General features: G+C 43.0%; 33 protein-coding genes. 17 read left to right on the plus strand and 16 right to left on the minus strand.

The features are described 5' to 3' along the window. Positions 1 to 301 precede the first annotated feature (301 nt). Positions 302 to 1,180 carry a 3'(2'),5'-bisphosphate nucleotidase CysQ gene (locus ACBR23_RS23265; protein ID WP_371118750.1) on the plus strand — a complete coding sequence of 293 codons (879 nt, stop codon included), beginning with the start codon at positions 302 to 304 and terminating at the stop codon, positions 1,178 to 1,180. Positions 1,181 to 1,283: 103 nt separating this feature from the next. Here the strand turns inward: ACBR23_RS23265 and xseB are convergent, their stop codons facing one another. Together xseB and xseA are read right to left on the minus strand one after the other, a co-directional pair. Further along, the gene (gene xseB / locus ACBR23_RS23270; protein ID WP_341736374.1) at positions 1,284 to 1,511 is read right to left on the minus strand and encodes an exodeoxyribonuclease VII small subunit; all 228 of its coding nucleotides are present in this window, start codon (positions 1,509 to 1,511) and stop codon (positions 1,284 to 1,286) included. Further along, a complete protein-coding gene (gene xseA / locus ACBR23_RS23275; protein WP_371118751.1) occupies positions 1,508 to 2,677 on the minus strand; it encodes an exodeoxyribonuclease VII large subunit in 1,170 nt (389 codons plus the stop codon). Before xseA ends, xseB begins: the two co-directional genes overlap by 4 nt. Before the next feature lie 78 nt (positions 2,678 to 2,755). On the opposite strand from xseA, the gene ACBR23_RS23280 reads away from it, so the two are divergent. Beyond that, positions 2,756 to 3,490, plus strand: a complete 735-nt coding sequence (locus ACBR23_RS23280) for a hypothetical protein (protein WP_371118752.1) — start codon at positions 2,756 to 2,758, stop codon at positions 3,488 to 3,490. A gap of 221 nt (positions 3,491 to 3,711) precedes the next feature. Here the strand turns inward: ACBR23_RS23280 and gmk are convergent, their stop codons facing one another. The 6 genes from gmk to ACBR23_RS23310 all read right to left on the minus strand — a co-directional run bounded on the left by gmk (position 3,712) and on the right by ACBR23_RS23310 (position 11,060). After that, positions 3,712 to 4,269, minus strand: coding sequence for a guanylate kinase (gene gmk / locus ACBR23_RS23285; RefSeq protein ID WP_371118816.1), 558 nt, complete (start codon positions 4,267 to 4,269; stop codon positions 3,712 to 3,714). A 79-nt stretch (positions 4,270 to 4,348) separates the two neighbouring features. After that, complete coding sequence (gene remA, locus ACBR23_RS23290; protein ID WP_371114836.1) at positions 4,349 to 4,615, minus strand: extracellular matrix/biofilm regulator RemA; 267 nt, start codon at positions 4,613 to 4,615, stop codon at positions 4,349 to 4,351. 461 nt (positions 4,616 to 5,076) lie between these two features. Then, a complete protein-coding gene (locus ACBR23_RS23295; protein WP_371118753.1) occupies positions 5,077 to 7,179 on the minus strand; it encodes a M3 family metallopeptidase in 2,103 nt (700 codons plus the stop codon). 173 nt (positions 7,180 to 7,352) lie between these two features. Then, a complete protein-coding gene (locus ACBR23_RS23300; protein WP_341736378.1) occupies positions 7,353 to 8,171 on the minus strand; it encodes a hypothetical protein in 819 nt (272 codons plus the stop codon). A gap of 644 nt (positions 8,172 to 8,815) precedes the next feature. Beyond that, positions 8,816 to 9,292 carry a Panacea domain-containing protein gene (locus ACBR23_RS23305; protein ID WP_371118754.1) on the minus strand — a complete coding sequence of 159 codons (477 nt, stop codon included), beginning with the start codon at positions 9,290 to 9,292 and terminating at the stop codon, positions 8,816 to 8,818. A gap of 379 nt (positions 9,293 to 9,671) precedes the next feature. Then, a complete protein-coding gene (locus ACBR23_RS23310) occupies positions 9,672 to 11,060 on the minus strand; it encodes an NB-ARC domain-containing protein (RefSeq protein ID WP_371118755.1) in 1,389 nt (462 codons plus the stop codon). A 208-nt stretch (positions 11,061 to 11,268) separates the two neighbouring features. Between ACBR23_RS23310 and ACBR23_RS23315 the strand changes: the two genes are divergently transcribed. From ACBR23_RS23315 to ACBR23_RS23340, 6 genes are all read left to right on the plus strand, one after another. Further along, a complete protein-coding gene (locus ACBR23_RS23315) occupies positions 11,269 to 11,445 on the plus strand; it encodes a hypothetical protein (protein ID WP_371118756.1) in 177 nt (58 codons plus the stop codon). A gap of 167 nt (positions 11,446 to 11,612) precedes the next feature. Then, a complete protein-coding gene (locus ACBR23_RS23320) occupies positions 11,613 to 12,707 on the plus strand; it encodes a radical SAM protein (RefSeq protein ID WP_371118757.1) in 1,095 nt (364 codons plus the stop codon). Between the two features lie 12 nt (positions 12,708 to 12,719). Then, entirely contained in the window at positions 12,720 to 13,970 is a 1,251-nt protein-coding gene (locus tag ACBR23_RS23325; RefSeq protein WP_371118758.1) for an HEXXH motif-containing putative peptide modification protein, read from the plus strand. Positions 13,971 to 14,017: 47 nt separating this feature from the next. Then, positions 14,018 to 14,428, plus strand: coding sequence for a hypothetical protein (locus ACBR23_RS23330; RefSeq protein WP_371118759.1), 411 nt, complete (start codon positions 14,018 to 14,020; stop codon positions 14,426 to 14,428). A gap of 169 nt (positions 14,429 to 14,597) precedes the next feature. After that, complete coding sequence (locus ACBR23_RS23335) at positions 14,598 to 14,894, plus strand: flavoredoxin (protein WP_371118760.1); 297 nt, start codon at positions 14,598 to 14,600, stop codon at positions 14,892 to 14,894. Positions 14,895 to 14,907: 13 nt separating this feature from the next. Then, positions 14,908 to 15,168 carry a hypothetical protein gene (locus ACBR23_RS23340; protein ID WP_371118761.1) on the plus strand — a complete coding sequence of 87 codons (261 nt, stop codon included), beginning with the start codon at positions 14,908 to 14,910 and terminating at the stop codon, positions 15,166 to 15,168. 170 nt (positions 15,169 to 15,338) lie between these two features. Here the strand turns inward: ACBR23_RS23340 and ACBR23_RS23345 are convergent, their stop codons facing one another. Further along, positions 15,339 to 15,857: a DNA-binding protein gene (locus ACBR23_RS23345; RefSeq protein WP_106150057.1), complete on the minus strand. Its 519-nt coding sequence runs from the start codon at positions 15,855 to 15,857 to the stop codon at positions 15,339 to 15,341. Continuing rightward, positions 15,854 to 16,300 carry a hypothetical protein gene (locus ACBR23_RS23350; protein ID WP_371114822.1) on the minus strand — a complete coding sequence of 149 codons (447 nt, stop codon included), beginning with the start codon at positions 16,298 to 16,300 and terminating at the stop codon, positions 15,854 to 15,856. The genes ACBR23_RS23345 and ACBR23_RS23350 overlap by 4 nt, the downstream gene beginning before the upstream one ends. Between ACBR23_RS23350 and ACBR23_RS23355 the strand changes: the two genes are divergently transcribed. The 3 genes from ACBR23_RS23355 to ACBR23_RS23365 all read left to right on the plus strand — a co-directional run bounded on the left by ACBR23_RS23355 (position 16,301) and on the right by ACBR23_RS23365 (position 17,226). After that, positions 16,301 to 16,483 (plus strand): hypothetical protein, encoded by a 183-nt coding sequence (locus tag ACBR23_RS23355; protein WP_371118762.1) that lies wholly within the window; start codon positions 16,301 to 16,303, stop codon positions 16,481 to 16,483. A gap of 70 nt (positions 16,484 to 16,553) precedes the next feature. After that, positions 16,554 to 16,814, plus strand: coding sequence for a hypothetical protein (locus tag ACBR23_RS23360; RefSeq protein ID WP_371114820.1), 261 nt, complete (start codon positions 16,554 to 16,556; stop codon positions 16,812 to 16,814). After that, positions 16,807 to 17,226, plus strand: coding sequence for a hypothetical protein (locus ACBR23_RS23365; protein ID WP_371114819.1), 420 nt, complete (start codon positions 16,807 to 16,809; stop codon positions 17,224 to 17,226). Before ACBR23_RS23360 ends, ACBR23_RS23365 begins: the two co-directional genes overlap by 8 nt. Positions 17,227 to 17,366: 140 nt before the next feature. Here ACBR23_RS23365 and ACBR23_RS23370 read toward each other — a convergent pair whose 3' ends face one another. Beyond that, entirely contained in the window at positions 17,367 to 17,885 is a 519-nt protein-coding gene (locus ACBR23_RS23370) for a DNA-binding protein (RefSeq protein ID WP_371118763.1), read from the minus strand. Continuing rightward, entirely contained in the window at positions 17,882 to 18,328 is a 447-nt protein-coding gene (locus ACBR23_RS23375) for a hypothetical protein (protein WP_371118764.1), read from the minus strand. The genes ACBR23_RS23370 and ACBR23_RS23375 overlap by 4 nt, the downstream gene beginning before the upstream one ends. Between ACBR23_RS23375 and ACBR23_RS23380 the strand changes: the two genes are divergently transcribed. From ACBR23_RS23380 to ACBR23_RS23390, 3 genes are read left to right on the plus strand one after another with little or no spacing between them, the layout of a single operon-like run. Further along, complete coding sequence (locus ACBR23_RS23380) at positions 18,329 to 18,550, plus strand: hypothetical protein (RefSeq protein WP_371118765.1); 222 nt, start codon at positions 18,329 to 18,331, stop codon at positions 18,548 to 18,550. A 30-nt stretch (positions 18,551 to 18,580) separates the two neighbouring features. Then, entirely contained in the window at positions 18,581 to 18,841 is a 261-nt protein-coding gene (locus ACBR23_RS23385) for a hypothetical protein (protein ID WP_371118766.1), read from the plus strand. Beyond that, positions 18,834 to 19,253, plus strand: coding sequence for a hypothetical protein (locus ACBR23_RS23390; RefSeq protein WP_371114819.1), 420 nt, complete (start codon positions 18,834 to 18,836; stop codon positions 19,251 to 19,253). The genes ACBR23_RS23385 and ACBR23_RS23390 overlap by 8 nt, the downstream gene beginning before the upstream one ends. A gap of 137 nt (positions 19,254 to 19,390) precedes the next feature. Here ACBR23_RS23390 and ACBR23_RS23395 read toward each other — a convergent pair whose 3' ends face one another. After that, positions 19,391 to 19,909: a DNA-binding protein gene (locus ACBR23_RS23395; protein WP_371114818.1), complete on the minus strand. Its 519-nt coding sequence runs from the start codon at positions 19,907 to 19,909 to the stop codon at positions 19,391 to 19,393. After that, positions 19,906 to 20,352: a hypothetical protein gene (locus ACBR23_RS23400; RefSeq protein ID WP_371118767.1), complete on the minus strand. Its 447-nt coding sequence runs from the start codon at positions 20,350 to 20,352 to the stop codon at positions 19,906 to 19,908. The genes ACBR23_RS23395 and ACBR23_RS23400 overlap by 4 nt, the downstream gene beginning before the upstream one ends. 286 nt (positions 20,353 to 20,638) lie before the next feature. Here ACBR23_RS23400 and ACBR23_RS23405 point away from each other — a divergent pair, with 286 nt between their 5' ends. Together ACBR23_RS23405 and ACBR23_RS23410 are read left to right on the plus strand one after the other, a co-directional pair. Next, positions 20,639 to 20,899, plus strand: coding sequence for a DUF2281 domain-containing protein (locus ACBR23_RS23405; RefSeq protein ID WP_371118768.1), 261 nt, complete (start codon positions 20,639 to 20,641; stop codon positions 20,897 to 20,899). 23 nt (positions 20,900 to 20,922) lie between these two features. Next, positions 20,923 to 21,120, plus strand: coding sequence for a hypothetical protein (locus ACBR23_RS23410; protein WP_371114816.1), 198 nt, complete (start codon positions 20,923 to 20,925; stop codon positions 21,118 to 21,120). 47 nt (positions 21,121 to 21,167) lie between these two features. Here ACBR23_RS23410 and ACBR23_RS23415 read toward each other — a convergent pair whose 3' ends face one another. Both ACBR23_RS23415 and ACBR23_RS23420 read right to left on the minus strand, forming a co-directional pair. Next, on the minus strand, positions 21,168 to 21,569 hold the full coding sequence (locus ACBR23_RS23415; RefSeq protein WP_371118769.1) for a type II toxin-antitoxin system VapC family toxin: 402 nt from the start codon (positions 21,567 to 21,569) through the stop codon (positions 21,168 to 21,170). After that, positions 21,566 to 21,811: a type II toxin-antitoxin system Phd/YefM family antitoxin gene (locus ACBR23_RS23420; protein WP_371118770.1), complete on the minus strand. Its 246-nt coding sequence runs from the start codon at positions 21,809 to 21,811 to the stop codon at positions 21,566 to 21,568. Before ACBR23_RS23420 ends, ACBR23_RS23415 begins: the two co-directional genes overlap by 4 nt. Before the next feature lie 39 nt (positions 21,812 to 21,850). On the opposite strand from ACBR23_RS23420, the gene ACBR23_RS23425 reads away from it, so the two are divergent. Continuing rightward, a complete protein-coding gene (locus ACBR23_RS23425; RefSeq protein ID WP_371114813.1) occupies positions 21,851 to 22,009 on the plus strand; it encodes a hypothetical protein in 159 nt (52 codons plus the stop codon). The last annotated feature ends 216 nt before the right edge of the window (positions 22,010 to 22,225 follow it).

The raw sequence follows: 22,225 nt of genomic DNA on the forward strand, positions 1-22,225 counted from the left end.
CTCGTTACTAGGCTCTGCCTGGTAACGCATATCTAGAGGCTCTGCCTCGGATTATACTAACAGGAAGAAGGAGGCAGAGCCTCCGGGCAGGCATTCCCAGGCAGAGCCTGGGAACGAGTATGATTAAGCTAATATCTCTCGTTACTAGGCTCTGCCTGGTAACGCATATCTAGAGGCTCTGCCTCGGATTATACTAACAGGAAGAAGGAGGCAGAGCCTCCGGGCAGGCATTCCCAGGCAGAGCCTGGGAACGAGTATGATTAACGAGTATGATTAAGCTAATATTAGGGGAAGTTTGAGGATGAAAAATCTCGAAGAATTAAGCGAAATTGTGCGATCGATCGCCTGGGGTGCATCAGATATCCTACAATCCTATTATCGCCAGGATTCCCAGACTCCCAAACTCGACATCCAAGAACAAAAAGATGGGCCAGTCACCGCCGCCGATGTCGCTGTCAATGCTTACATTCTCGCTGAATTACAATCAGCTTTAGGGAATGCAGAATTTGGGTATCTTAGCGAAGAAACTTACAAAGCTTATTTAGAAATTCACGGGCAAATTCCCTTACCTCAAAGTTGGGTTTGGATTATTGACCCTTTGGATGGAACGCGGGATTTTATTGATAGGACAGGGGAATTTGCCGTTCATATTGCTTTAGCATACCAGGGAAGACCTGTTTTGTCAGTGGTGGCTTGGCCGGAACAACAAAAGATTTTTTACGCCATCAAAGATGCTGGTGCTTTTGTGGAAAGTCGAGATGGTTCTAGGGTAAAGTTGCAGGTTTCTGAGCGCAATATAGTGGCGGATTTATCTATAGTAACCAGTCGCAGTCACCGGGACGATCGCTTTAATAAATTATTGCATAAACTGCCTTGTCAAAATCAACTAGCTGTCGGTAGCATTGGCTGTAAAGTTGCGACAATTGTGGAACAAAGGGCTGATGTTTATATTGCGCTGTCGGGAAAGTCTGCGCCTAAAGATTGGGATTTGGCGGCACCGGAATTGATTTTGACGGAAGCGGGTGGCAGATTTACTCGTTTTGACGGTTCTGCTTTGCAATATAACCGGGGAGATGTGAGTCAGTGGGGGGGATTGTTGGCTAGTAACGGTTGCTGTCACGCTGCTTTGTGTGGGGAAGCTGAGGCGATTTTAGCAGGGATAGATGGAAGTTTGAAATAATTTGGTGGGGACTTTTGTACTGTTTCTTAAGCCCCTAGGGAAATTTATGTCACGGGGAGTCAGGAGATATTTGCATTGAATTTTGGTAGATTATTAAGAACTCCTAAAAATCTATTTCATCTTCTAAAATCTCGATCGACAAATCCATTTTCTCCTTTCCCCGCGCCAAAAAAGTTTCGCACTCCTGCAAACACTCGACAGCTATCGAAAATTCCTCGAAAACCTGTTCCAGAGGCAATTCTCCCGATTCCACTCTCTCAATTATTGCTTCTATGCGATCGACTGTTTCTTCATAATTCCAGTCTGACTGACGCAAGGGCGAATTAATCATAACTTTTCTGTCGCATCCAATATTTCTACAATCTTAACTTTCACCACGCCCCGACTCAATTTCAGCGTCAATTCCTCTCCCAACACTAAACCCTCGGTGCTACGGACGATCGTACCATCACTTTGGATCGCCGCCGCGTAACCTCTTTCCAAAACTGCTGCGGGATTTAAGGCTGATAACTTTTGTTGCAGCACTTCCAATTTACCACTGGCTTGCTGCAAAGTTCGGGATGTTACAGGTAAACGCTTTAATCGATTTTGCAGTTGTTGTAAATGCTTTTCTTCTTTTTGGAATCTGGATCTGACAACCTGTGCTAAATTGACGACTCGCTGTCGATGTTGGAAGTAAATATCTGCTAAATTAGGTACGACTTGTTCCGCCGCAGCCGTGGGAGTGTGAGCTCGCCTGTCGGCAACTAAATCGGCTAGGGATTCATCTCTTTCGTGACCGATGCCAGTTATAATCGGAATCGCACAATTGCCGATCGCCCTTACCACTCGCTCATCATTAAAACAGGCTAAATCTTCCGCAGCACCCCCACCCCGCCCTAAAACGATCGCATCAGCCCTACCATCCAATTCTACGCGGGCGATCGCCCTAACAATCTCAGCAGGAGCCGATTCTCCCTGCACCGCTGTGGGCGATAACAACACCTGCAAACGCGGATATCTTTGAGTTAGGGTGCGCTGAATGTCCCCCCAAGCTGCACTGGTATCGGATGTTACCACTGCCACAATTTTTGGGTGTGCCGGGAGTGGGCGTTTGTTGGCGGGAGAGAACAAACCCTCGGCTTCTAAGCGCGATCGTAATTGTTCCAATCGCAAAGCTTGTAACCCTTCTCCGGCGGGTAGGGATTGGGAAACATTCAACTGGTACTCGCCGCGAGTTTTGTAAACCCGGAGGCTTCCCAATACCAGCAATTGCGCTCCTTTTGTGGGTTTCTCTAGTAATTTTGGCCGCTGAGATTTCCAGACTACGCAGCGAATAGCAGCGCTTTTGTCGGCATCGCAGAGGGTGAAATAGGTGCCGCTGGGGTGTTCGGAAACGCTGGCGACCTCCCCTGTTACCCACAGGGATTGCAAGCGGCGATCGCCCTCTAACAAGTCTTGGAGGTAAGATGTTAGTCGAGCAACAGATAAAGCTTTGTCGGAAATAGTTGAAGTCATCGACGGTCGTAACTAAAGGCAAATCTAGGCTAATATATCTAAGGTGATTTATTCAACTTGTTTGGAAATAATCTATTAATGATATCACTTTCTATGACTTCCATGAATATGTTGCGCCAAGAGGCGGAGGCGATCGGTATTACTGAGGAAGAAGCCAAAAAATATGGCAACATTCGACACAGAAGAACTTGGTCTCTGGCGATCGAACATCACCTCTCCATACAAGCAGAAGCCGATCGCATTCAACCATCTTTCACCACTGGCGATCCCAATTCCTCCTTTCCCTCGACAGACTCTAGACAGACGGAGAATCGCCAAGAGTTAAAGGATTACGGCATTCAACTAACTGCAAATCTAGGGGAATCTGGACCTAGAATAGCACAGCAAACAGCACCAATGATTGCGGCCCAACAGCCAGCAGAATATTCGGTACCGCACAGCAAATCCATCCACCACCTCAAGCAAGCTCGAAGTTTTGACCAAGTAGTTCAAAATCACATTAAAGCCTTAAAAACAGCATCAGATACTCGCACAAATTCGCCACATTTATCGATCGGCAATTGGGTTTGTCCTGAGTGTGGCCCCCAAGCCGGAATTAGCTGTCACTTTTGTGAAGGTACCGGAAATATCACTGACATTGCAGCCATTGGATGGACTCTAGCTTATATGGAAATGTTGGGTTGTTCCGCCCGCGAAATTGAACCAATCAGGAGATTATTCCCGGAATCAAATATACTAGAATTGAATTTAAAAATTTGTGTAGCCATCAAACAAAGTACCGAAGTTTTAGCCCGCACTGAAAAATGGTTATAGAAGAAGGAAGAAGGAAGAGGGAAGAAGGAAGAGAGCCATTCGACCCTTCGACTAGGCTCACGCGCACCGCGAAGCTGACTGAACCGAGTCAGATCAATTCCGGTTGTATCGGAATGATTAAACCACAGAGAACACAGAGGACACAGAGAAAGAGAAGAGAGAAATAATAATTCCGATGTCAACGGATTTGACATCAGTCCGAGGTCCGAGGGAAGAAACAGTCAACATTCAACAGTCAAAACAGATTCCAGCCCTTTTAAAGCAACTTCCAAATCATCATTAATAACTTGAAAATCAAATTCTCCCGCAGCTTCAATTTCTGCTTTAGCCCGTAACAACCGACGGGTAATCGCACTTTCAGAATCTAAACCCCGACTCCGCAGACGGCGTTCCAATTCTTCCCAAGAAGGAGGTAAAATAAAAATTCGCAGCGCCTCTGGAAACTTATCTCTAATTTGTCTAGCACCTTCAAGCTCAATTTCTAGCAATACCAACTTACCCGCTTCGATACCCCGCTGGAGAGCAAAATAGGGAGTACCGTAAAAATTACCTGCAAACTCAGCCCATTCAACCAATTCTCCAGCCTCAACCATTTGTTGAAAGCGACTGCGACTGACAAAATAGTAGTGTTGTCCCTCAATTTCTCCTTGACGAGGCCCACGAGTTGTCACCGATACAGAGAGATGCAATTCGGGATGGCGCATGAGGAGCGATCGAACTAAGGTGCCTTTCCCCACACCGCTAGGCCCTGTCAGAACAATTAATTTCCCTGATTTCATGTTGACAATAGAAACTTTTAACAATTTAAGTTGTCGCTCAGTCTAGACTGTAGGCGCTCAAATTGCAACCGTCACAAGCTCAATCATCCCGACTTTGGGCCTCTTTGCTCACCACAAAGCGATTAGCCACGGTTTCCGGCTGAATCGCCGAGAGAATCACATGGCTTGAATCCGTAATAATAACCGCTCTCGTGCGGCGTCCGTAGGTAGCATCCACCAGTTGTCCTCGCTCCCGCGCATCGGTAATAATCCGTTTAATTGGCGCTGACTCTGGGCTGACAATGGCAATCACTCGATTAGCAGACACAATATTACCAAAACCGATATTAATTAATTGAATATCCATGAAAAGCTGAATGTATAGGTGAACGATCGACTGTTATTCCTGATTTATCATCATATATAAAAATATTGTTTTTTTACCACTTTCAAACTCAGTTCAAATATTTTTTTAGTTCTCGACTCCCGGATTCATTCGATCGCAAACTGATTGACCGGAAACAACCCAAATCCCCATCAGTCGCAGTTCCGGCTGTTTATGAAAACTTTAAGAAATAGCAGCTATTTTGCCCGATATCTGAAAAATTTTGTAAAGTTTTCGATTTATAGTTGCCAATAAAAGCATTATCTGTATCCAAACAAAATCCACTCTACATGAAAAACTATCAACCACTATTTTTAAGTAAAATTACATACTTAATTCCACAAATACTCAATGGATAATAGCCGTAATAATACTGATACGACAAAACCCGGTTTCTCACAGAAACCGGGTTCTTTATCCCCTGTGGGTATGTCCTGAGTGGATTAAGCCGCCACTAAACCGCTATGTCTTAACAAAGCTTTAGTGCTCGGTTCCCGTCCCCGGAAACTTTTAAACACTTCCATCGGGTGCAAACTGCCACCCAATCCTAATACTGTATCGCGGAAGCGTTTACCTGTAGAGGCGATCGCTATTTCATCCTCCAAACCGGCTTCCTCAAAGGCCGCAAAAGCATCAGCACTAAGCACTTCCGCCCATTTATAACTGTAATAACCGGCCGCATAGCCACCAGCAAAAATGTGTCCGAAAGCGCACAAAAATGCGTCCTCTTCCAGAGGAGGCAAAACAGTAGTAATTTTAGCAATCCGGTTGCGGACATCAATCACAGTTTCGCTACCTCCCGGCTGGTAGCGGTGGTGCAATTCGATATCAACACTGCTAAAATGTACTTGTCTGAGCATGGCACTACCACTCATGTAATGACGCGCTGCTAACAGCTTTTGGTAATAATGTTCTGGCAAAGTTTCCCCAGTTTCATAATGCTTTGCCATGCCGAACAACGTAGCGCGATCGTAACACCAATTTTCCATAAATTGACTGGGCAACTCCACAGCATCCCACTCAACATTATTAATGCCAGATGCTCCCGCATAATCGACCTTGGTCAACATATGCTGCAAACCGTGACCGAATTCGTGGAACAAAGTTTCTACTTCCAAGAAAGTCATTAAACTCGGTTTACCATCCACGGGCGGACTTTGGTTGCAAACCAAATATGCCACCGGTAAGCGCGTCTTAGTAACACCCGCTTCCACAAATTTAGCCCGGACGACGCACTCGTTCATCCAAGCACCGCCACGCTTTTCTTCGGGGCGATTGTAGGCATCTAAATAGAAATAGGCGATCGCCTTTCCTGATTCATCATTTATTTGGAAATAACGCACATCTTTGTTCCACACAGGAGCTTGACCGTCCGCAGCAATTACTGTCACGCCGAACAGTCGTTTGACTAATCCAAATAACCCCTCCAATACCTGTGGCAAAGCAAAATAAGGACGTAATTCTTCAGCACTAAAAGCAAACATTTCTTCCCGTCGCCGTTCCGACCAAAAAGTGACATCCCAGTGCTTCAATTTTCCAGATTCCGGTGCGCCCTTTGCCTTCGCAAAAGCCTGTAATTCTTCTAAATCTTTAACCGCAGCATTGTAACTAGAGAGGCGCAATTCTTCTAATAAAGCTTCCACTGCTGCAACGTTGGGAGCCATTTTGCTCGCCAAACTCAATTCTGCATAACTACTGAAACCCAGCAAAGCAGCTTGTTCCTGGCGTAGTGCTAAAATGCGATCGGTCAAGGGCCAGTTATTCAATTCCCCACTAGAAGCGCGGCTAATAAAAGCTTTGTACAATTTTTCCCGCAAATCAGCGCGGGTGCTGTGCTGCATGAAAGGGCCGTAACTAGGAAAGTCTAAGGTAATGCGCCAAGGGCCATTTTCAGCATCAGCATTTTCTGCGCCGGCGCTGCGAGCAACTTGGGCTGCTAAACTCAACAAACTCGGAGGCAAACCATCAATTTCATCTTTGTTGGTGAGGGTGAGACTAAAGGCTTTGGTAGCGTCGAGAACATGATTGGAAAATAGAGTAGTAGCTTCTGCTAATTCTAATTGAATGGCATTAAAACGCTCTTTTTTTTCACCTTCTAAACCGACACCAGAGAGTTCAGCATCTCGCAGAGCAGCTTCTACAATTCGCTGTTGAGCTGACTCCAGGCTATCCCAACTTTCGCTGGCCCGCAGTGCTTTAAAAGCTTCGTAAAGAGGCTTACTTTGACTGAACTTGCTCCAAAATTTTACTACTTGTGGCTGTACAGTTTCGTGAGCCGATCGCAATTCCGGGCTATTTTTCACCCCCATCAAATGTCCGACAATGCCCCAAGTCCAATTTAAACGCTCTCCGAGTTCCTGTAGAGGTTCTACTAGGCCACTCCAAGTGGGCTTGACAGAGACTTCTAAAGCAGTCAGTTCTGCTTCTAGTTGAGGCAGCAGGTGGGCGATCGCAGGGACAATGTGTTCTGGCGCGATCGCTTCAAAAGGAGGCAATCCTTTGCCAATTAGTAACGGATTCTCAGTCATTGTAACGGTTGCAGTCATTGAATTTTCTGGTAACAGGTTGAAAAAAAGTCAGCTAGATAGATTAGCTTTTAATTGTTTAACACAAATAGCATAATCCTGTATTCATCTCTCTGGGATATCCCTCTGCGTTCTCTGCGTCCTCTGCGGTTAAATCATTCCCATCCAACCAGAAACGACACTACTAACTTTTACTAAGTATTCTGCAACTGCTTCACCACAGAAATTAACCGCTTGAGGTGTGGTTTAACAACCTCTTGATGTTCCTGTTCCAAGTTATCGATTTGAGCCTTAAAACTAGACAAATCCCCCGATTGTTGTGCTTGAGCCTGCACCTGGCTTTGGAGATTGGCAATTACTTTCTGGATTTCTAAAAATCGAGTATTGACTCCTTCCCAGTCATCTTGGGTGATGGAAGTTTCTCCCAATAGTTGAGTCACGCTTTGCAGTTCCTCAATCGCCTGTTCAACTGCTTCGAGATTTGTCGGTGATCCCACGGATAAATCTTGGAGTTGTTCTCTCACCTGGTGGCGGACATCTAGGACAGCGGAGGCGACAATTTCCTGCAAAGAAGCTACCGACTGTCCCAAGCTCAGCAACTGCTGCTCAATATTGATGGAATCCTCAAAACTTTCGGGCCGTGGTAGTGCAGACATTTGCTGGCGGAGTGATTCTATATCTGCGGACAACTGATTACGGACTTTGAGAATTACCGTCGCCGCAGTTTTCTCGACTTTGTTTACAGACTTTTGCACTGTGGCAATTTCCGAGTTTTGATAAAGCCGCACCTGCTGCTCAAATCGATAACGGTTGGCAACATTCAGCGACAAAGCTAAAGTTAGGGGGGCCACACCGTAAAAAGCTTGACCCGACAGGGCCACCGCTAGGGAACCGACACCAGAGGCTGCGAGGGAGGCGTATTCTGCCAACTCCAGCCAGTGTCTTTGAGGGGCTGTTTGTCTCAACTGCTTAGAGGCTGAGGGGTTTGGCTGCCGCAGGACTCTTTGGGTCATAGTATCTTCTCGTTGTTGGTAAGGTTGCGAGATTGGGTGGAGCATCGATGGTTATCCTTTTTAAAACTATATTTCTTAGATTATTTCCTGCCACTCTTAATATTTTTACCTGAGCGAGTCAGTTAAGGATGGCTGGCATATTATGATATGTCTAGTGTATTTAGCGGTTTGTGGCGATCGGCCAGAACGCGCCCCTATTTTACAGGATTTTGCGCGTAAGTCCTAGTCAACATCCATTCCCCATCCCAAATTTATGGTAATAATTGACCGATGAACTCAGAAAAACCCGGAATTGGCGATCGGCTCCAGTCTATTTTCAGTATCACAATCTTTGTAATTCTTGCATTTGGAGTAGGTTTTTTAAGCCTTAATTTTATTTTAGCTCTTTATGCAAAATTTTCTTAAACAAGACTAGATAGCGCAGAAACCAGATTTTTTGCGCGAATATTTCCTGACAGCCACAGATGCAATAAAAAACCCCATTTCTTTAGTCGGAGTCTGTAAGTCCTGCTTACAGCCATGCCCTTGTGGAGGTAACTTCTTTCTTCGGCTATAATTTCAACTGTAAAGATTATGGTCTGGGTCTAGCCAGACAATATAAAAAACATTTTCACAAAGATGGCTGGTGGCGTATATCTGCTTTTTTAATTTTCTTCGATGACACGAGTTTTGTAAAAAGTTTTCATTGATTCCTTCGTAATAATAGCATGAGAAGGTTCATCTTTTGGCAAATTACCTCTAGCATTAATCCAAGGGTCTTCACGTCGCACCATCAATTCTAACTCATAGGCATCCCGAAAGAAGTAATCATCGGATAACTCGTCTAAAAACTCTTGTACTTCTTCGGGAAACTCTGGTTTTTCGACTTCTTTGAGAATGGGCTTCCAGTCAAATAGTTCTTTGTATTCGTAAAATAAAGCCGGGATAGTCGGTCCGTGTACCCACGCTTCAAAATCTTCATCAAACAGCGGTGTATCCTCAAATGCTAAATACCATGCTTGGGCGTAGTACAATAGTTTTTGTAGCTTGTGGTTGCTGAGGTAGGAGCCGACATCATTGGCGAACCAGATGTAGTAATCAGCGAGTTTAGAGGCTGTTGTGACTGTAGTTATTGTGGTCATATAACTCGACTCAATATATTTTTTATTCTATGATAGCACAGTCACCGTCATTTATGATTGGGCGGTTGAAACCGCTTCTACATAAACAAAGTCTGCCTCCGCAGACTAAGAAATAAAGGAGGTATTTAAGGCGGATTGGGTATAACTGAAATCTTACCCTCTGTCAAAAAATTGTAGGGGCGGGTTTTACGAATAATCATCGCCAGAAACAAACAATCTCGAAAACCCGCCCTAACCCAACGGTAAATCGCCACCCATTTCTTTAGTGCTCTGTGTTAAAAATGTGTAGGGGCGGGTTTTACGAATAATCATCGCCAGAAACAAACAATCTCGAAAACCCGCCCTCACCTCACGCAACGGTAAATCGCAACCCATTTATTTAGTGCGATCGTCGAGTTTTGATATACTGCTTCAGTACAGGTGACAGAGTGTAAAGACTTGCCTGTTTTTCGATCAAGCAGCGCCGCGATAGAGATTGCAAGGCGTTGAGCAAATCTGATGATGATATTTGTCTGTTTTGGAGCAATTTGGCGAAGTTAACGGGCTGGTTTTCTGTCGCCAACAATGACATGACTTGTTTTTCTAGTTCGGAAGTGCGATCGAACTGCTCATCTAAAACATCTTTCAAATCTTCCGGTAACAATATGGTATCATCTATTAATAACTCTGCCGCGCCGATTCCCAACTCTTGAATCAGAGTCGCCACACTTTTTAACCATAAGGGATTTCCTTGATAACGGTGAATGAGTGCTTCGCAGTCGTCGGTTTCTGCTAATCCTTTATCTCTGAGAATTTCCCGTGCGGCTGCGGTGTCTAAACCAGTGAGTTGTAAGGTACGAATGGGAGTATTTTCGCTGGTGAGTTGAGGAACTTCTTTGGGTGGTTCCCAACCGACTAGCAGAAAGCAACTTTGATGGGATAATTTTTCTATTTGTTTGAATAAAGAGCGATATTCTTCGTAATCTGGTTTATATTTTCCTGCTAATTCGCCGCTACAGAAAAGGTTGTGAACGTCATCTAAAACTACTAGACAGCGATGGTTTTGTAAATATTTAATTAGTGGTAAGCGTTTCTGGTTGGTTGGGGATGAATCTGGGTTTTCTGACTGGGAAAACAACTGTGTTAGGTGAGATTGAAATTTATCGATGGTGGGGAATTCGTCTAGGGTGCACCAAACTGCGTAGTCAAACTCGTGTTTGATTTGTTGTACGAGTTGTACTGCTAGGGATGTTTTGCCGATGCCGAGTCGGCCGGTGAGGGTGATGAGGCGGCAGTTTTGTTGTAGAATCCAGGTTGTGAGGGTTTGGAGTTCGGAAGTGCGATCGAAGAAAGCACCTAATTCCGGCATTTCGCTTAAATCTTGATGTGAAGTTTTAGTTTGTTTTGAGTTAGCTGTTTCCTGATTTGGTGGGTGTGAGTTGGGTATATCTGGTGGGTGTCTACCTTCTCCACAATAATTAATATTCCTAATCTGCACAGAGTCTTGTGCAACATTTGATGAGAACAGCGAGACTTGCAACCTCTCTATTGCCGATCGCAAATTTGATTTACTAACATCTTCTCCCAACTCTTCTGAAAGTATTTCCCATAACTCTGCGCCCACTTTCCGAACGCTACTTTCCGAACAATCAAAGTCTTTGGCTATGTGCTTGTATGTTTCACGTTCTAGAGTGCCTTTGAGTACCGCTTCCTGTAAGTCGTCTAGGTGTTGACCTGTTTTCTCGAATACAATTTTATCCGCGATTTTTAAAGCTTCTTTTAGGTTCATCGGATAAGGGATATGTGAAATTTTTATGTATTATACACATTTATCCGCTTTTTATAACATTTTTGTACATTTTTGTACAAAAATAGATCAAATAAAATGAAACAGGGAAAAACTGTAGGCAAAATTGAACATTTTTGTGGTAGACAAATTTTCGATTTTCACAAATAATAAGAAAATGCTAAATCAATCCAATGTGTGAGGCAAATAAATGACAGTTTATCTTGGTTCTAGACCTGTTGCTGAAATTGCAGTTAATGGTTTGAAAGAGGAACAGTTACAGAAAATCAATCCAAAAGTTGTAGCAGCGATTCAAGCGATTCAAGCAGAACGTATGGGTAAAGAGCCTATTGCCTGGTCTGATTTCAGTAGTCATACTACTGATTAAATTTAGATTATTACAGAGAAGGCGCTTGGCTGAGAAGTCTTTTAGCCAACAATGATTTTGGTTCTATAGTATAGCTTGAAGGAAAATTTATGTCACTTGAATTGCTTCTACCCCAAAGAACTGAGTTCTACGAAGTCCGACCTATAACAACAGTTGTAGTTAAAATCGTGAGTCGTTGCAATCTCAAGTGTTCCTATTGCTATATGTATGAACACCCAGATCAAACTTGGAGAGAGCAGCCAGTTTTGATGAGCGTTGAGACGATCCAGCTTCTGGCGGATCGTCTCAGTAGCTATGTTCGTGAGCGTCAGTTAAAACAGCTTATTGTGGTCTTTCATGGGGGTGAGCCTCTCCTACTAGGAGCTTCTAAACTGAGAGAATTTTTCACGGTTTTGCGGAGTAGTTTTCAGGATGTTGAAGCTGATATCAAGTTCGGACTTCAAACGAATGGAACGCTGGTAGACGATGACATTGTACAGGTATTTCAAGACTTCAAAGTGCGTGCAGGTGTGAGTATTGACGGGCCACAAGAATGGAACGACCTTATGCGAGTTGATGCCAAAGGGCGTGGCAGCTTTTCGCAGATTATCGCTGGTGTAGAAAAGCTGCGTAATCCCAAGTCTGGGGGGTCTGTGTTTGGAGGTTTTCTCACAGTTGCGAATCCTGAAATAGATCCTTATGAGCTATTAACATTCTTTGAGGAACTAAATACCACTGCTATAGATTTTCTTCTGCCAGACTTCAACTATGATACTTTTCCCTACGATAAGTATCCCCCAGGAACTTTTGGTCGATGGCTATCCGCTCTTTTCGATTATTGGTTAGCTTCAGAAACTAAGATGGAAGTTCGTATATTCAGAACTATCATGAAGCTTTTAATGGGTGGACAGAGAGGCTATGATTCCTATGGGGCATTAAGTGATGGAGTGATTGTGGTTGAGACTGATGGCACTTATCACGGACTAGATGTTTTGAAAACTGCATATCATGGTGCTACCAAAACCGGTATGTCGCTCGCTTCTCATCCGATTGAAGCTTTAGAATCTTTGCCTCTGGTCACAGCACTATCTAACAAGCAGTCTTCTGCACCTCAAAAGTGCTTTGATTGTCGCTTGTTTGATATCTGTGGTGGCGGATATCTGCCCCATCGTTACAGTTCAGAGCATGGCTTTAATCGGGAATCAATTTATTGTGAAGACCTAATCATTCTCATCGATCACATCAAAGATTATTTGTCCACTGAACTATCGGGTATCTCATAAGGACGTTCCGTTATGATCGTGTGTGCAGAGCAAGAAACTAAGATTGGAACTGTTGACTTGGAGTTAACCTGTCAGCTAGATGATACTCAACTTTTCTACCAAAATGCGTTGATTAAATATGTCGAGGAGTCAGCTACCCGACACATAGCCATGCTGCATATTCTTAGCAATCAAGGTTATGAGCTAGCTGCGGCGCTTCTCAAACAAAGCGATGATGTGGATATGTTGAGCGGTTTGTTTTTGCAATATAGGGAACTTGAAGCAAAATCTCGATCGCTTTTCCAAGCTTACGTCAGTGGTGATATTGCTAGCATTAAGGCCTTCCTAATTAATTTTTATACTCTGTTTTCACCACTGAGTGGGGGTTTGAGTTTAGGTTTAGAACCTCTCAAAAACGTGAAAGTCACTCCTGGCTCTCTTCTTTGTTTTCCTACGCTAGCTAAAGCGGGGGCTGTGACGCAAGATAGCAATCTTGCAGAAATTACAGAACAAGCAATTGAGGTGTTAATCGATCGTAAATCCGATCGCATAACTTGGTTGCCAGACAGCTTTACACGATCGGGAATTCGTATTTCCACAGCAATCACTCAACCAGCAGCAGCGGGAAATGAGTTTAATTTCATTGAAAAAGATTATGTTCATGATATTTCGGCTGTAAGCACCAGGCATGATGAAATCCGCCTCTGCTTGGATATGCTTGGATTCCTAGATATCGGACTTGGTGTCAGCATGAGTCGCGTGATGAAGGTGTACACTGTGTTGCCTCGTTACTCTCCAACTACACGCAAGGCTGGTTCTGTATCACAGTTGCCTGGTTGGGCTTGGCAAGATTTCGATCCTGAAGCCGATCGAATGGAAGAAAGATGCCACTTGTGCGTACAAATGGTGCATGAGTTTTTTCATACCAAAGTTAATCTAATAGAAAAAAATGTGCGTCTTTACACAACAGACGGAAATTCACCAGAGGTTTTCTCTCCTTGGAAAAACAGAAACCGTCCTCTTAGACAGGTGATTCATGCTTTGATGACCTTTTCAGCCGGGGCGGCTGTATGGGCTAAACTTGTATCTTCTCCTTGGTTTTCATCTGAAAAGTTATACTCGGAAGCTGAGAGTTACTGGGTTGAAACACTGAGTTTTGCTGATATAGCTTATCAAGGTTTAATAAAGTCTGAAGCATTAACTGATGCGGGTAAGCTTTTAGTTAGTGCTTGTGTTGATAATTTGCGATTGACTATTAAATCAGGTCGCAGCAATGTGTCTTAGTTTCTAGTAACTGAATGAGTTAGATAAATTAGAACACAACAAAGAATATGGAAGAAAATTTTCTGCTATTGAATGAGATAGCAAAAAGACTATCCTATAAGCCAGGTTATAGCTTTTTTATCCGTCGAATCGATAACGAAAAAGCTTTTATTTCGCTTAGATGTCCATCGTTACCTAATTCTCAAGAGGAAGGTGAGGAGGTTGGGTTAACAATCAATAACACAGTAAAGCTGTCAGCGATCGTAACACCATCAGATGCCTTACACGCTTTCGCAAAAGTCGTGGCAAGTCTAGAGCTTCATGAATCGGCAGAATGGTTCAAAATCGACGATCGGCAAGTATTCCTGCCACATGGTTGGGAAGATGAATTTGGCGGCTTTAAGTGGGAGGATTTTATGAATCTTAATGGTAAGTTCCTTACTGCTCTAAAAAACTTTATGGAGCAGCCTATTGTATGAAGTAGAGATGATTGCATGGATCGCGATCGCCCATTACGCATCAAAACCGATCGCCTAAAATGAAAGATAGATCGCACTATGGGCAAAAATTTCTGGTAATATATAGCGCGTACTTGAATCAAACAATCTACATTTGTGGAAAAACTTCCAAACGAGGCCTTAGTAGTTCGTGGCGGTCGTAATCGCAAGCGAAGATATTAAACGCAGCACCGGAACTCACCCCAGCGGCATCACGGGTATTTCTGTAGAATGTGCAGTAGAATTATCTGTAGCAGAGTTAGCAATGACCATCCCTCATGGACAAGTTGGTGTGACGACAGTTGGTGAAGTTCGAGCGTCCGATGGAGATGTCATCCGTACTTCAGGGAGAAGCCCAAATCATGCAACATTAACAGGCTTAACGCCAGAACAAACAAGTCTGCTGCTGACACCAACGATTGCTAACCCATCACAACAATCATCCTGACTGGAGCAAAAATATGAATTATCCCAGAATCTTTGCAGACTTTCATAATGCAGATGAACAAGGTCGCCTTCGCCTAAATTGTGTTGGTACAATTGAAGATTTGAGTCGCCAAAATATTAAGTTGCAAGATGGTCAATTACTAGCATTTTATGACGAAGAGTTAGAAGTCGATGGCGTGGTGCAATATTCAGAAGAGGAAAATCTTTGGGTTGCAGTAATTGATTGGAAGCAAATTAAGCAGGTAGAAGATATGCTTGTTCAAGCAACAGTCTAGTTCGATCGCCCTTCACACCAAATACTGCGATCGCGCATCATCAAGATAGATCGCCCTTTGTTATTTCCGATGACCGATCGCCTAAAACGAAAGAGCGATCGCCATTATTTAATTCCTAGCCAACAAACCAGACATATTCAGCAGTTTTCTTGACCAAATCATCCAAATCTTTAGGCTGTTTTACTTGCCTTCTCCCTTTTTCGTTTGCGCCGTTCTGCTACTGTTTGTTTGGTAAACTCTATTTCCTCAAAATCTACCTGCATTACAGCCGTCTTAAACTCCAAACCCAAAGCACAACTAATATTAATTATTTCCGTCAAAGTCGCGCTTTGATAATTTTTTTTTTCGTGTTCCTTGATGCGTTCTGGGTCAATATCCAAAATTTCCGCTAGTTCTTCCTCACTCATTTTAGCTGCCATTCGAGCTTTAATTAAAGCATCCGACAGTTTATTGAAATTCTCAACTACAATTTCGATCGGCTTGCTCTTGTCCCACGCCATCAATCTTTCATATTCCGCTATTTCTTCATGCAATTGATCCAAATGGCACTGGATCGAACCTCTACCTGCATCCCATTTGAGAAAGTCCTTCCTTTTTGATTCTTCATCCCGCTCCATTGCTGCTATAGTTTTGTTGAACTTTTCTACCCATTCTTTGCTGACTTCATACTCTAGTTCATCTTTAATCATGGTTCCCACCTCATTAAATCTATCGCTATAATTCCTTTCTTCCTGTGTATTCTATCCTTTTGAAAAAATTCAAAAGAATTGTCGCCGTAATTGCCTACAGGTTCGTCGGATGGAAAAATCTCCCCTCTATACTTAGCTTTTTGGGCATTTCGATCGGAATGATTGAACAATCTAGGAGCATTCATTCTCAAATACTCCCTATCTACAGTTTCGCGATCGTAACAAGCATCAAAATCATTAGGGGTTTCTTTGCTGGTAACAAAACTACCATTAATATAGATAGTTCTAGCACCCGCTGCTTTTAACTGGGTCATTGCCAGTTTCAAGCCCCGTATCATGTTCTCTCTTTTAACAGTCGTGCCAAATCTCTCCTCAAACTCCTCCCATTCACAGAAATGAACTCCCGGTGGTAGATTGCCGTTTTCATCGAATTCTGGAATCACTTGGTCACACTCATTTCACACATTAACGATTCGTCTCTTAATCTTACCATAGTTATCATTATAACTCACCTGTATCCAGACGACAGACTCGCTATAGGTGTAGAGGAAGGAATTGGGCGATCGCCCTTAACACCAAATACCAAACACTGCGATGATTGTACGGAGTTCGATCGCTTGAGTTAAAAAAGAGCGATCGCCATTAAAACGCGAGTTTAAAGGCTAAAATAAACGTATGTAATCTTAAACAAGCGATATGCCTCTCAACGAGCTTTTACCCACCGTCGATCAATTATCTCACCAAGATAAACTGCGACTCATTCACTTTCTCCTACTTGCAGTTGCCAAGGAAGAAGGATGCAGCCTAGAACCTGCTGAAGATACTAATTCAGAAAATGTACTTCTGAATCAACTAGCATCAACGAGTGCAGTTGTATGGTCTCCACAAGCCGATCGAGAATCAGTTCAAGCATTATCAGAACTTCTACTTGCCGCCCAAGAATCAGCTCATGCTTAATAGTCAGCGATTTCCATTTATAGAGCGAATTGATAGCCTTGGGCGATCGAGTATCATGCCATATTTGCCAATTACTCTCTCCAACGGCAGCAACTCCGTAGAAGTGATGGCATTGTTGGATACAGGTGCAAGTGTCAACGTTTTGCCTTATCAGATTGGTCTACAACTAGGGGCAACATGGGAACAGCAAACCGTTCCTATTCAATTGAGCGGGAATTTGGCTCACAGTGAGGCGCGGGGATTGGTGCTTTCGGGTACAGTTCCTCAGTTTTCGCCGCTCTTGCTGGCATTTGCTTGGACTCGTTCGACAGATGCACCTGTAATCCTTGGACACCTCAACTTTTTCTCGGAGTTTAATGTCTGTTTTTTTCGTCACGAGTTAGCTTTTGAGGTTTACCCAAGGGAACAATGAATTGTTTAAGCAATATGCGATCGCCCTTTCTGGTTTCTGATCAGCGATCGCCTAAAATGAAAGAGCGATCGCCCTTATCTAATTCACAGCCAACAAACCCGACATATTCAGCACTTTTTCTGAGCAACTCATTTACAGACTTAAGATACTTTACTTACCTTTTTCATTCTTCGTTCGTGCCATTCTTTTGCACTTTCTTTAAGTTCCTCTATCTGCTCAAAATCCACCTGCATCACAGCCGTTTTAAACTCCACACCCAAAGCAAAGCTAATCTCAAGTAGTTCCAAAAAACTAGCACTTTGATAACTTTTAGCCTCATGCTCTTTAATCCGCTGTTCATCAATTCCCAGCATTTCAGCTAATTCTTTTTCGCTCATCTTGGCGGCGATTCGAGCTTTAATTAAAGCATCTGGTAGTTTATTCAAATTCTCGACTACAATTTCGATCGGTTCGCTTTTGTCACAATTAATTAATCTTTCATATTCAGCGATTTCTTCATGTAACTGATCCAAATGGCATTGGATTGCACCTCTACCTGCATCCCATTTGAGAAAGTCCTTTGTTTTTGCTTCTTCATCCCGCTCCATCGCGGCCATAGTTTTTGTAAACTTTTCTACCCATTCTTGACTGACTTCATACTGTAATTCATCTTTAATCATGGTTCCCACCTCATTATATCTATAGCTATGATTCCTTTCTTGTTTTGATTTCTATCCTTTTGAAAAAAATCAAAAGAATTATCTCCGTAATTACCTACAGGTTGGTCTGAGGGGAAAATCTCCCCTCTATACTTAGCTTTTTGGGCATTCCGGTCATAATGATTGAACAATCTAGGAGCATTAACTCTCAGATTATCCATGTCTACAGTTTCTCCATCGTAACAAGCATCAAAGTCGTTAGGATCTGGTTTGCTGGTAACAAAACTACCATTAATATAAATAGTCCTACAACCTGCTGCTTTTAACTGGGTCATTGCCAGTTTCAAGCCCCGTATCATGTTCTCTCTTTTAAAATTCGTACCAAATCTCTCGTTGAACTCCTCCCATTCACAGAAATGAACTCCTGGTGGTAGATTGCCGTTTTCATCGAATTCTGGAATCACTTGCTCACACTCATTCCACACATTAACGATTTGTCTCTTAATCTTACCATAGTTATCATTATAACTCACCTCTATCCAGACGACAGACTCGCTATAGGTGTAGAGGAAGGAATTGGGCGATCGCCCTTCGCACCAAATACCAGACTGTGCGATGATTGTACGGAGTGCGATCGCTTGAGTAAAAAAGAGCGATCGCCATTAAAACGCGAGTTTAAAGGCTAAAATAAACGTATGTAATCTTAAACAAGCGATATGCCTCTCAACGAGCTTTTACCCACCGTCGCTCAATTATCTCATCAAGATAAACTGCGACTCATTCACTTTCTCCTACTTGCAGTTGCTAAGGAAGAAGGATGCAGCCTAGAACCTGCTGAAGATACTAATTCAGAAAATGTACTTCTGAATCAACTAGCATCAACCAGTGCAGTTGTATGGTCTCCACAGGCCGATCGAGAATCAGTTCAAGCATTATCAGAACTTCTACTTGCTGCCCAAGAATCAGCTCATGCTTAATAGTCAGCGATTTCCATTTATAGAGCGAATTGATAGCCTTGGGCGATCGAGTATCATGCCATATTTGCCAATTACTCTCTCCAACGGCAGCAACTCCGTAGAAGTGATGGCATTGTTGGATACAGGTGCAAGTGTCAACGTTTTGCCTTATCAGATTGGTCTACAACTAGGGGCAACATGGGAACAGCAAACCGTTCCTATTCAATTGAGCGGGAATTTGGCTCACAGTGAGGCGCGGGGATTGGTGCTTTCGGGTACAGTTCCTCAGTTTTCGCCGCTCTTGCTGGCATTTGCTTGGACTCGTTCGACAGATGCACCTGTAATCCTTGGACACCTCAACTTTTTCTCGGAGTTTAATGTCTGTTTTTTTCGTCACGAGTTAGCTTTTGAGGTTTACCCAAGGGAACAATGAATTGTTTAAGCAATATGCGATCGCCCTTTCTTGTTTCCGATCGGCGATCGCCTAAAATGAAAGAGCGATCGCCCTTATCTAATTCACAGCCAACAAACCCGACATATTCAGCACTTTTTATGGCAATAAATTACTCTTTAGGATGCTTTACTTGCCATCTTCATTCTTTTTTTTAGTCGTTTCTCTGCAATTCTTTTGCCAATTTCTACTTCCCCAAAATCCACCTCCATCACAGCCGTTTTAAACTCCACACCCAAAGCCGCGCTAACTTCAAGAAGTTCTATAAAACTAGCACATTGATAATTTTTATCCTCACATTGCTTAATTCGCTCCAGGTCAATTCCTATAATTTCTGCTAGTTCTTGCTGGGTGATTTTGGCTGCCATCCGAGCTTTTATCAAAGCAAATGGCAACTCAGTTAAATTATCAACTGTAATTTCAATTGACTGACTTTTGTCACAATTCATCAATCTTTCATATTCAGCTATTTCTGCTTCTAACTTATCTACATGACATTGCAAAGCACCTCGCCCTGCGTCCCATTTCAGAAAATCTTTTTTCTTAGCGTCTTCATCTCGCTCCATCGCTGCCATAGTTTTTTTAAACTTTTCTACCCATTCTTGACTGACTTCATACTCGAATTCATCTTTAATCATGGTTCCCACCTCATTATATCTATCGCTATGATTCCTTTCTTCCTGTGTCTTCTATCCTTTTGAAAAAATTCAAAGGAATTGTCCCCGTAATTACCTACAGGTTGGTCGGAGGGAAAAATCTCCCCTCTATACTTAGCTTTTTGGGCATTCCGATCGGAATAATTGAACAATCGAGGAGCATTAACTCTCAGATGATCCATGTCTACAGTTTCGGGATCGTAACAAGCATCAAAATCGTTAGGTTCTGGTTCGCTGGTGACGAAACTACCATTAATATAAATAGTCCTACAGCCTGCTGCTTTTAATTGCGTCATTGCCAGTTCCAATCCATCAATCATCCGCTCTCTTTTGTAATTAGTACCAAATTTTTTATTGAACTCCTCCCATTCACAGAAATGAACTCCTGGTGGTAGATTACCGTTTTCATCGAATTCTGGAATCACTTGGTCACACTCATTTCACACATTAACGATTCGTCTCTTAATCTTACCATATTTATCATTATAACTCACCAGTATTCAGACGACAGACTCTGACAGGTGTAGAGGAAGAGATTGGGCGATCGCCATTCACACCAAATACCAAACACTGCGATCGTTGTACTCTGGCGATCGCCATTCACACCAAATACCAAACACTGCGATGATTGTATGGAGTACGCGCGTGCGTAGCTATCCCGTAGGGAATCGCCCCTGACACCAAATATCTTCTGACTGCAATTACAGTATAATGAGTAAACATGATAAGCGTAAAAATTGCACAAAAATCATGAGTATCGATCTACAGATTTTTCAAACAGTCGTCAAGATGCCAGAATCTCTCAAACAAGAGATATTGCATTATGCAAAATATTTACTTGAGAAACACGCAAAAACTGAATCATCTCCAGAACAACTTGAACAACCTCATGGTTATGGTAGTTGGGCCGGTCAAATCGTTATGTCTGATGATTTCGATGAACCGCTGGAAGATTTAAAGGAATATACATAACATGGAGTTTCTTTTAGATACTCATGCCTTTCTGTGGTACTTGCTTGGCGATTCCAATCTCGGTAGTAAAGCAAAAGAAGCGATCGCCCTTTCTTGTTTCCGATGAGCGATCGCCTAAAATGAAAGAGCGATCGCCCTTCGCAGCAAATACCAAATACTACGATGATTGTACGAAGAGCGATCGCCATTTCTTGTTTCTGATGAGCGATCGCCTAAAATGAAAGAGCGATCGCCCTTCACACCAAATACCAAAATGAGAAGTAAAATCTCACGAATTTGCTGCCCAAAGAATAGTAATATCGCTGTATTGCTTGAACATTGAATCAGCACTCACCAGCGTCATCTCCTCAATCTGAGCCTGGGCAATTAGCATTCGATCAAAGGGATCTTGATGATGTAATGGTAACGCAGCCGCTCGCAGGGCATGAGGTGCTGTAATTTCCAACGATCGCACATCTAACTGTATCATACGGCTAGAAATGTAGGTATCTATCGGTTCTGGCAGTGGCAACTTTCCGATCGCAACTTTGATACCCATTTCCCAGATACTAGCAACAGAAAACCACAATTCGTTCGTTTCATCGGCAATCTGTGCGATCGCCTCCTCATTCAATCGCTCTGGTTGGGCAAACCACCACAAAAAGCACTGCGTATCCAGCAATAGTTTCACTTTTCATCCCCCTCGAACGCGGTCAAAATCTCTTTTGGCAAAGGAGCGTTAAAGTCCTCTGGCAAAACAAATCTCCCTCGATCTTGCCCTAAACTAGCTCGTCGATTAGATGAAGTACGAAACGGCACCAACTTCGCGATTGGGATGTCTCCGTTTGCAATAATGATTTCTTCTCCCAATTCTACACGCAACAGTAGTAGTGAGAGATTTGTTTTAGCTTGATGGATATTTACAGTTTCCATGCTCTTAAAAAATTAAGTCTATAAGTTAAGTTTAGTTCGATGGTGAGAGTTCTGCAAGATCGAGTTTATGAATGCTCTACAAATACCACCCGGCGCATACTCTCACCAAAATTAATAGCGATCGCCTTAGTTCGATCGCCCTTCACACCAAATACCAAACACTGCGATGACTGTACGGAGTGCGATCGCTTGAGTTAAAAAAGAGCGATCGCACTATGGGCAAAAATTTCTGGTAATATATAGCGCGTACTTAAATCAAACAGTCTACATTTGTGGAAAAACTTCCCAACGAGGCCTTAGTAGTTCGTGGCGGTCGTAATCGCAAGCGAAGATATTAAACGCAGCACCGGAACTCACCCCAGCGGCATCACGGGTATTTCTGTAGAATGTGCAGTAGAATTATCTGTAGCAGAG

This window comes from Microcoleus sp. (assembly GCF_041354475.1).
Lineage (GTDB): Bacteria > Cyanobacteriota > Cyanobacteriia > Cyanobacteriales > Microcoleaceae > Microcoleus.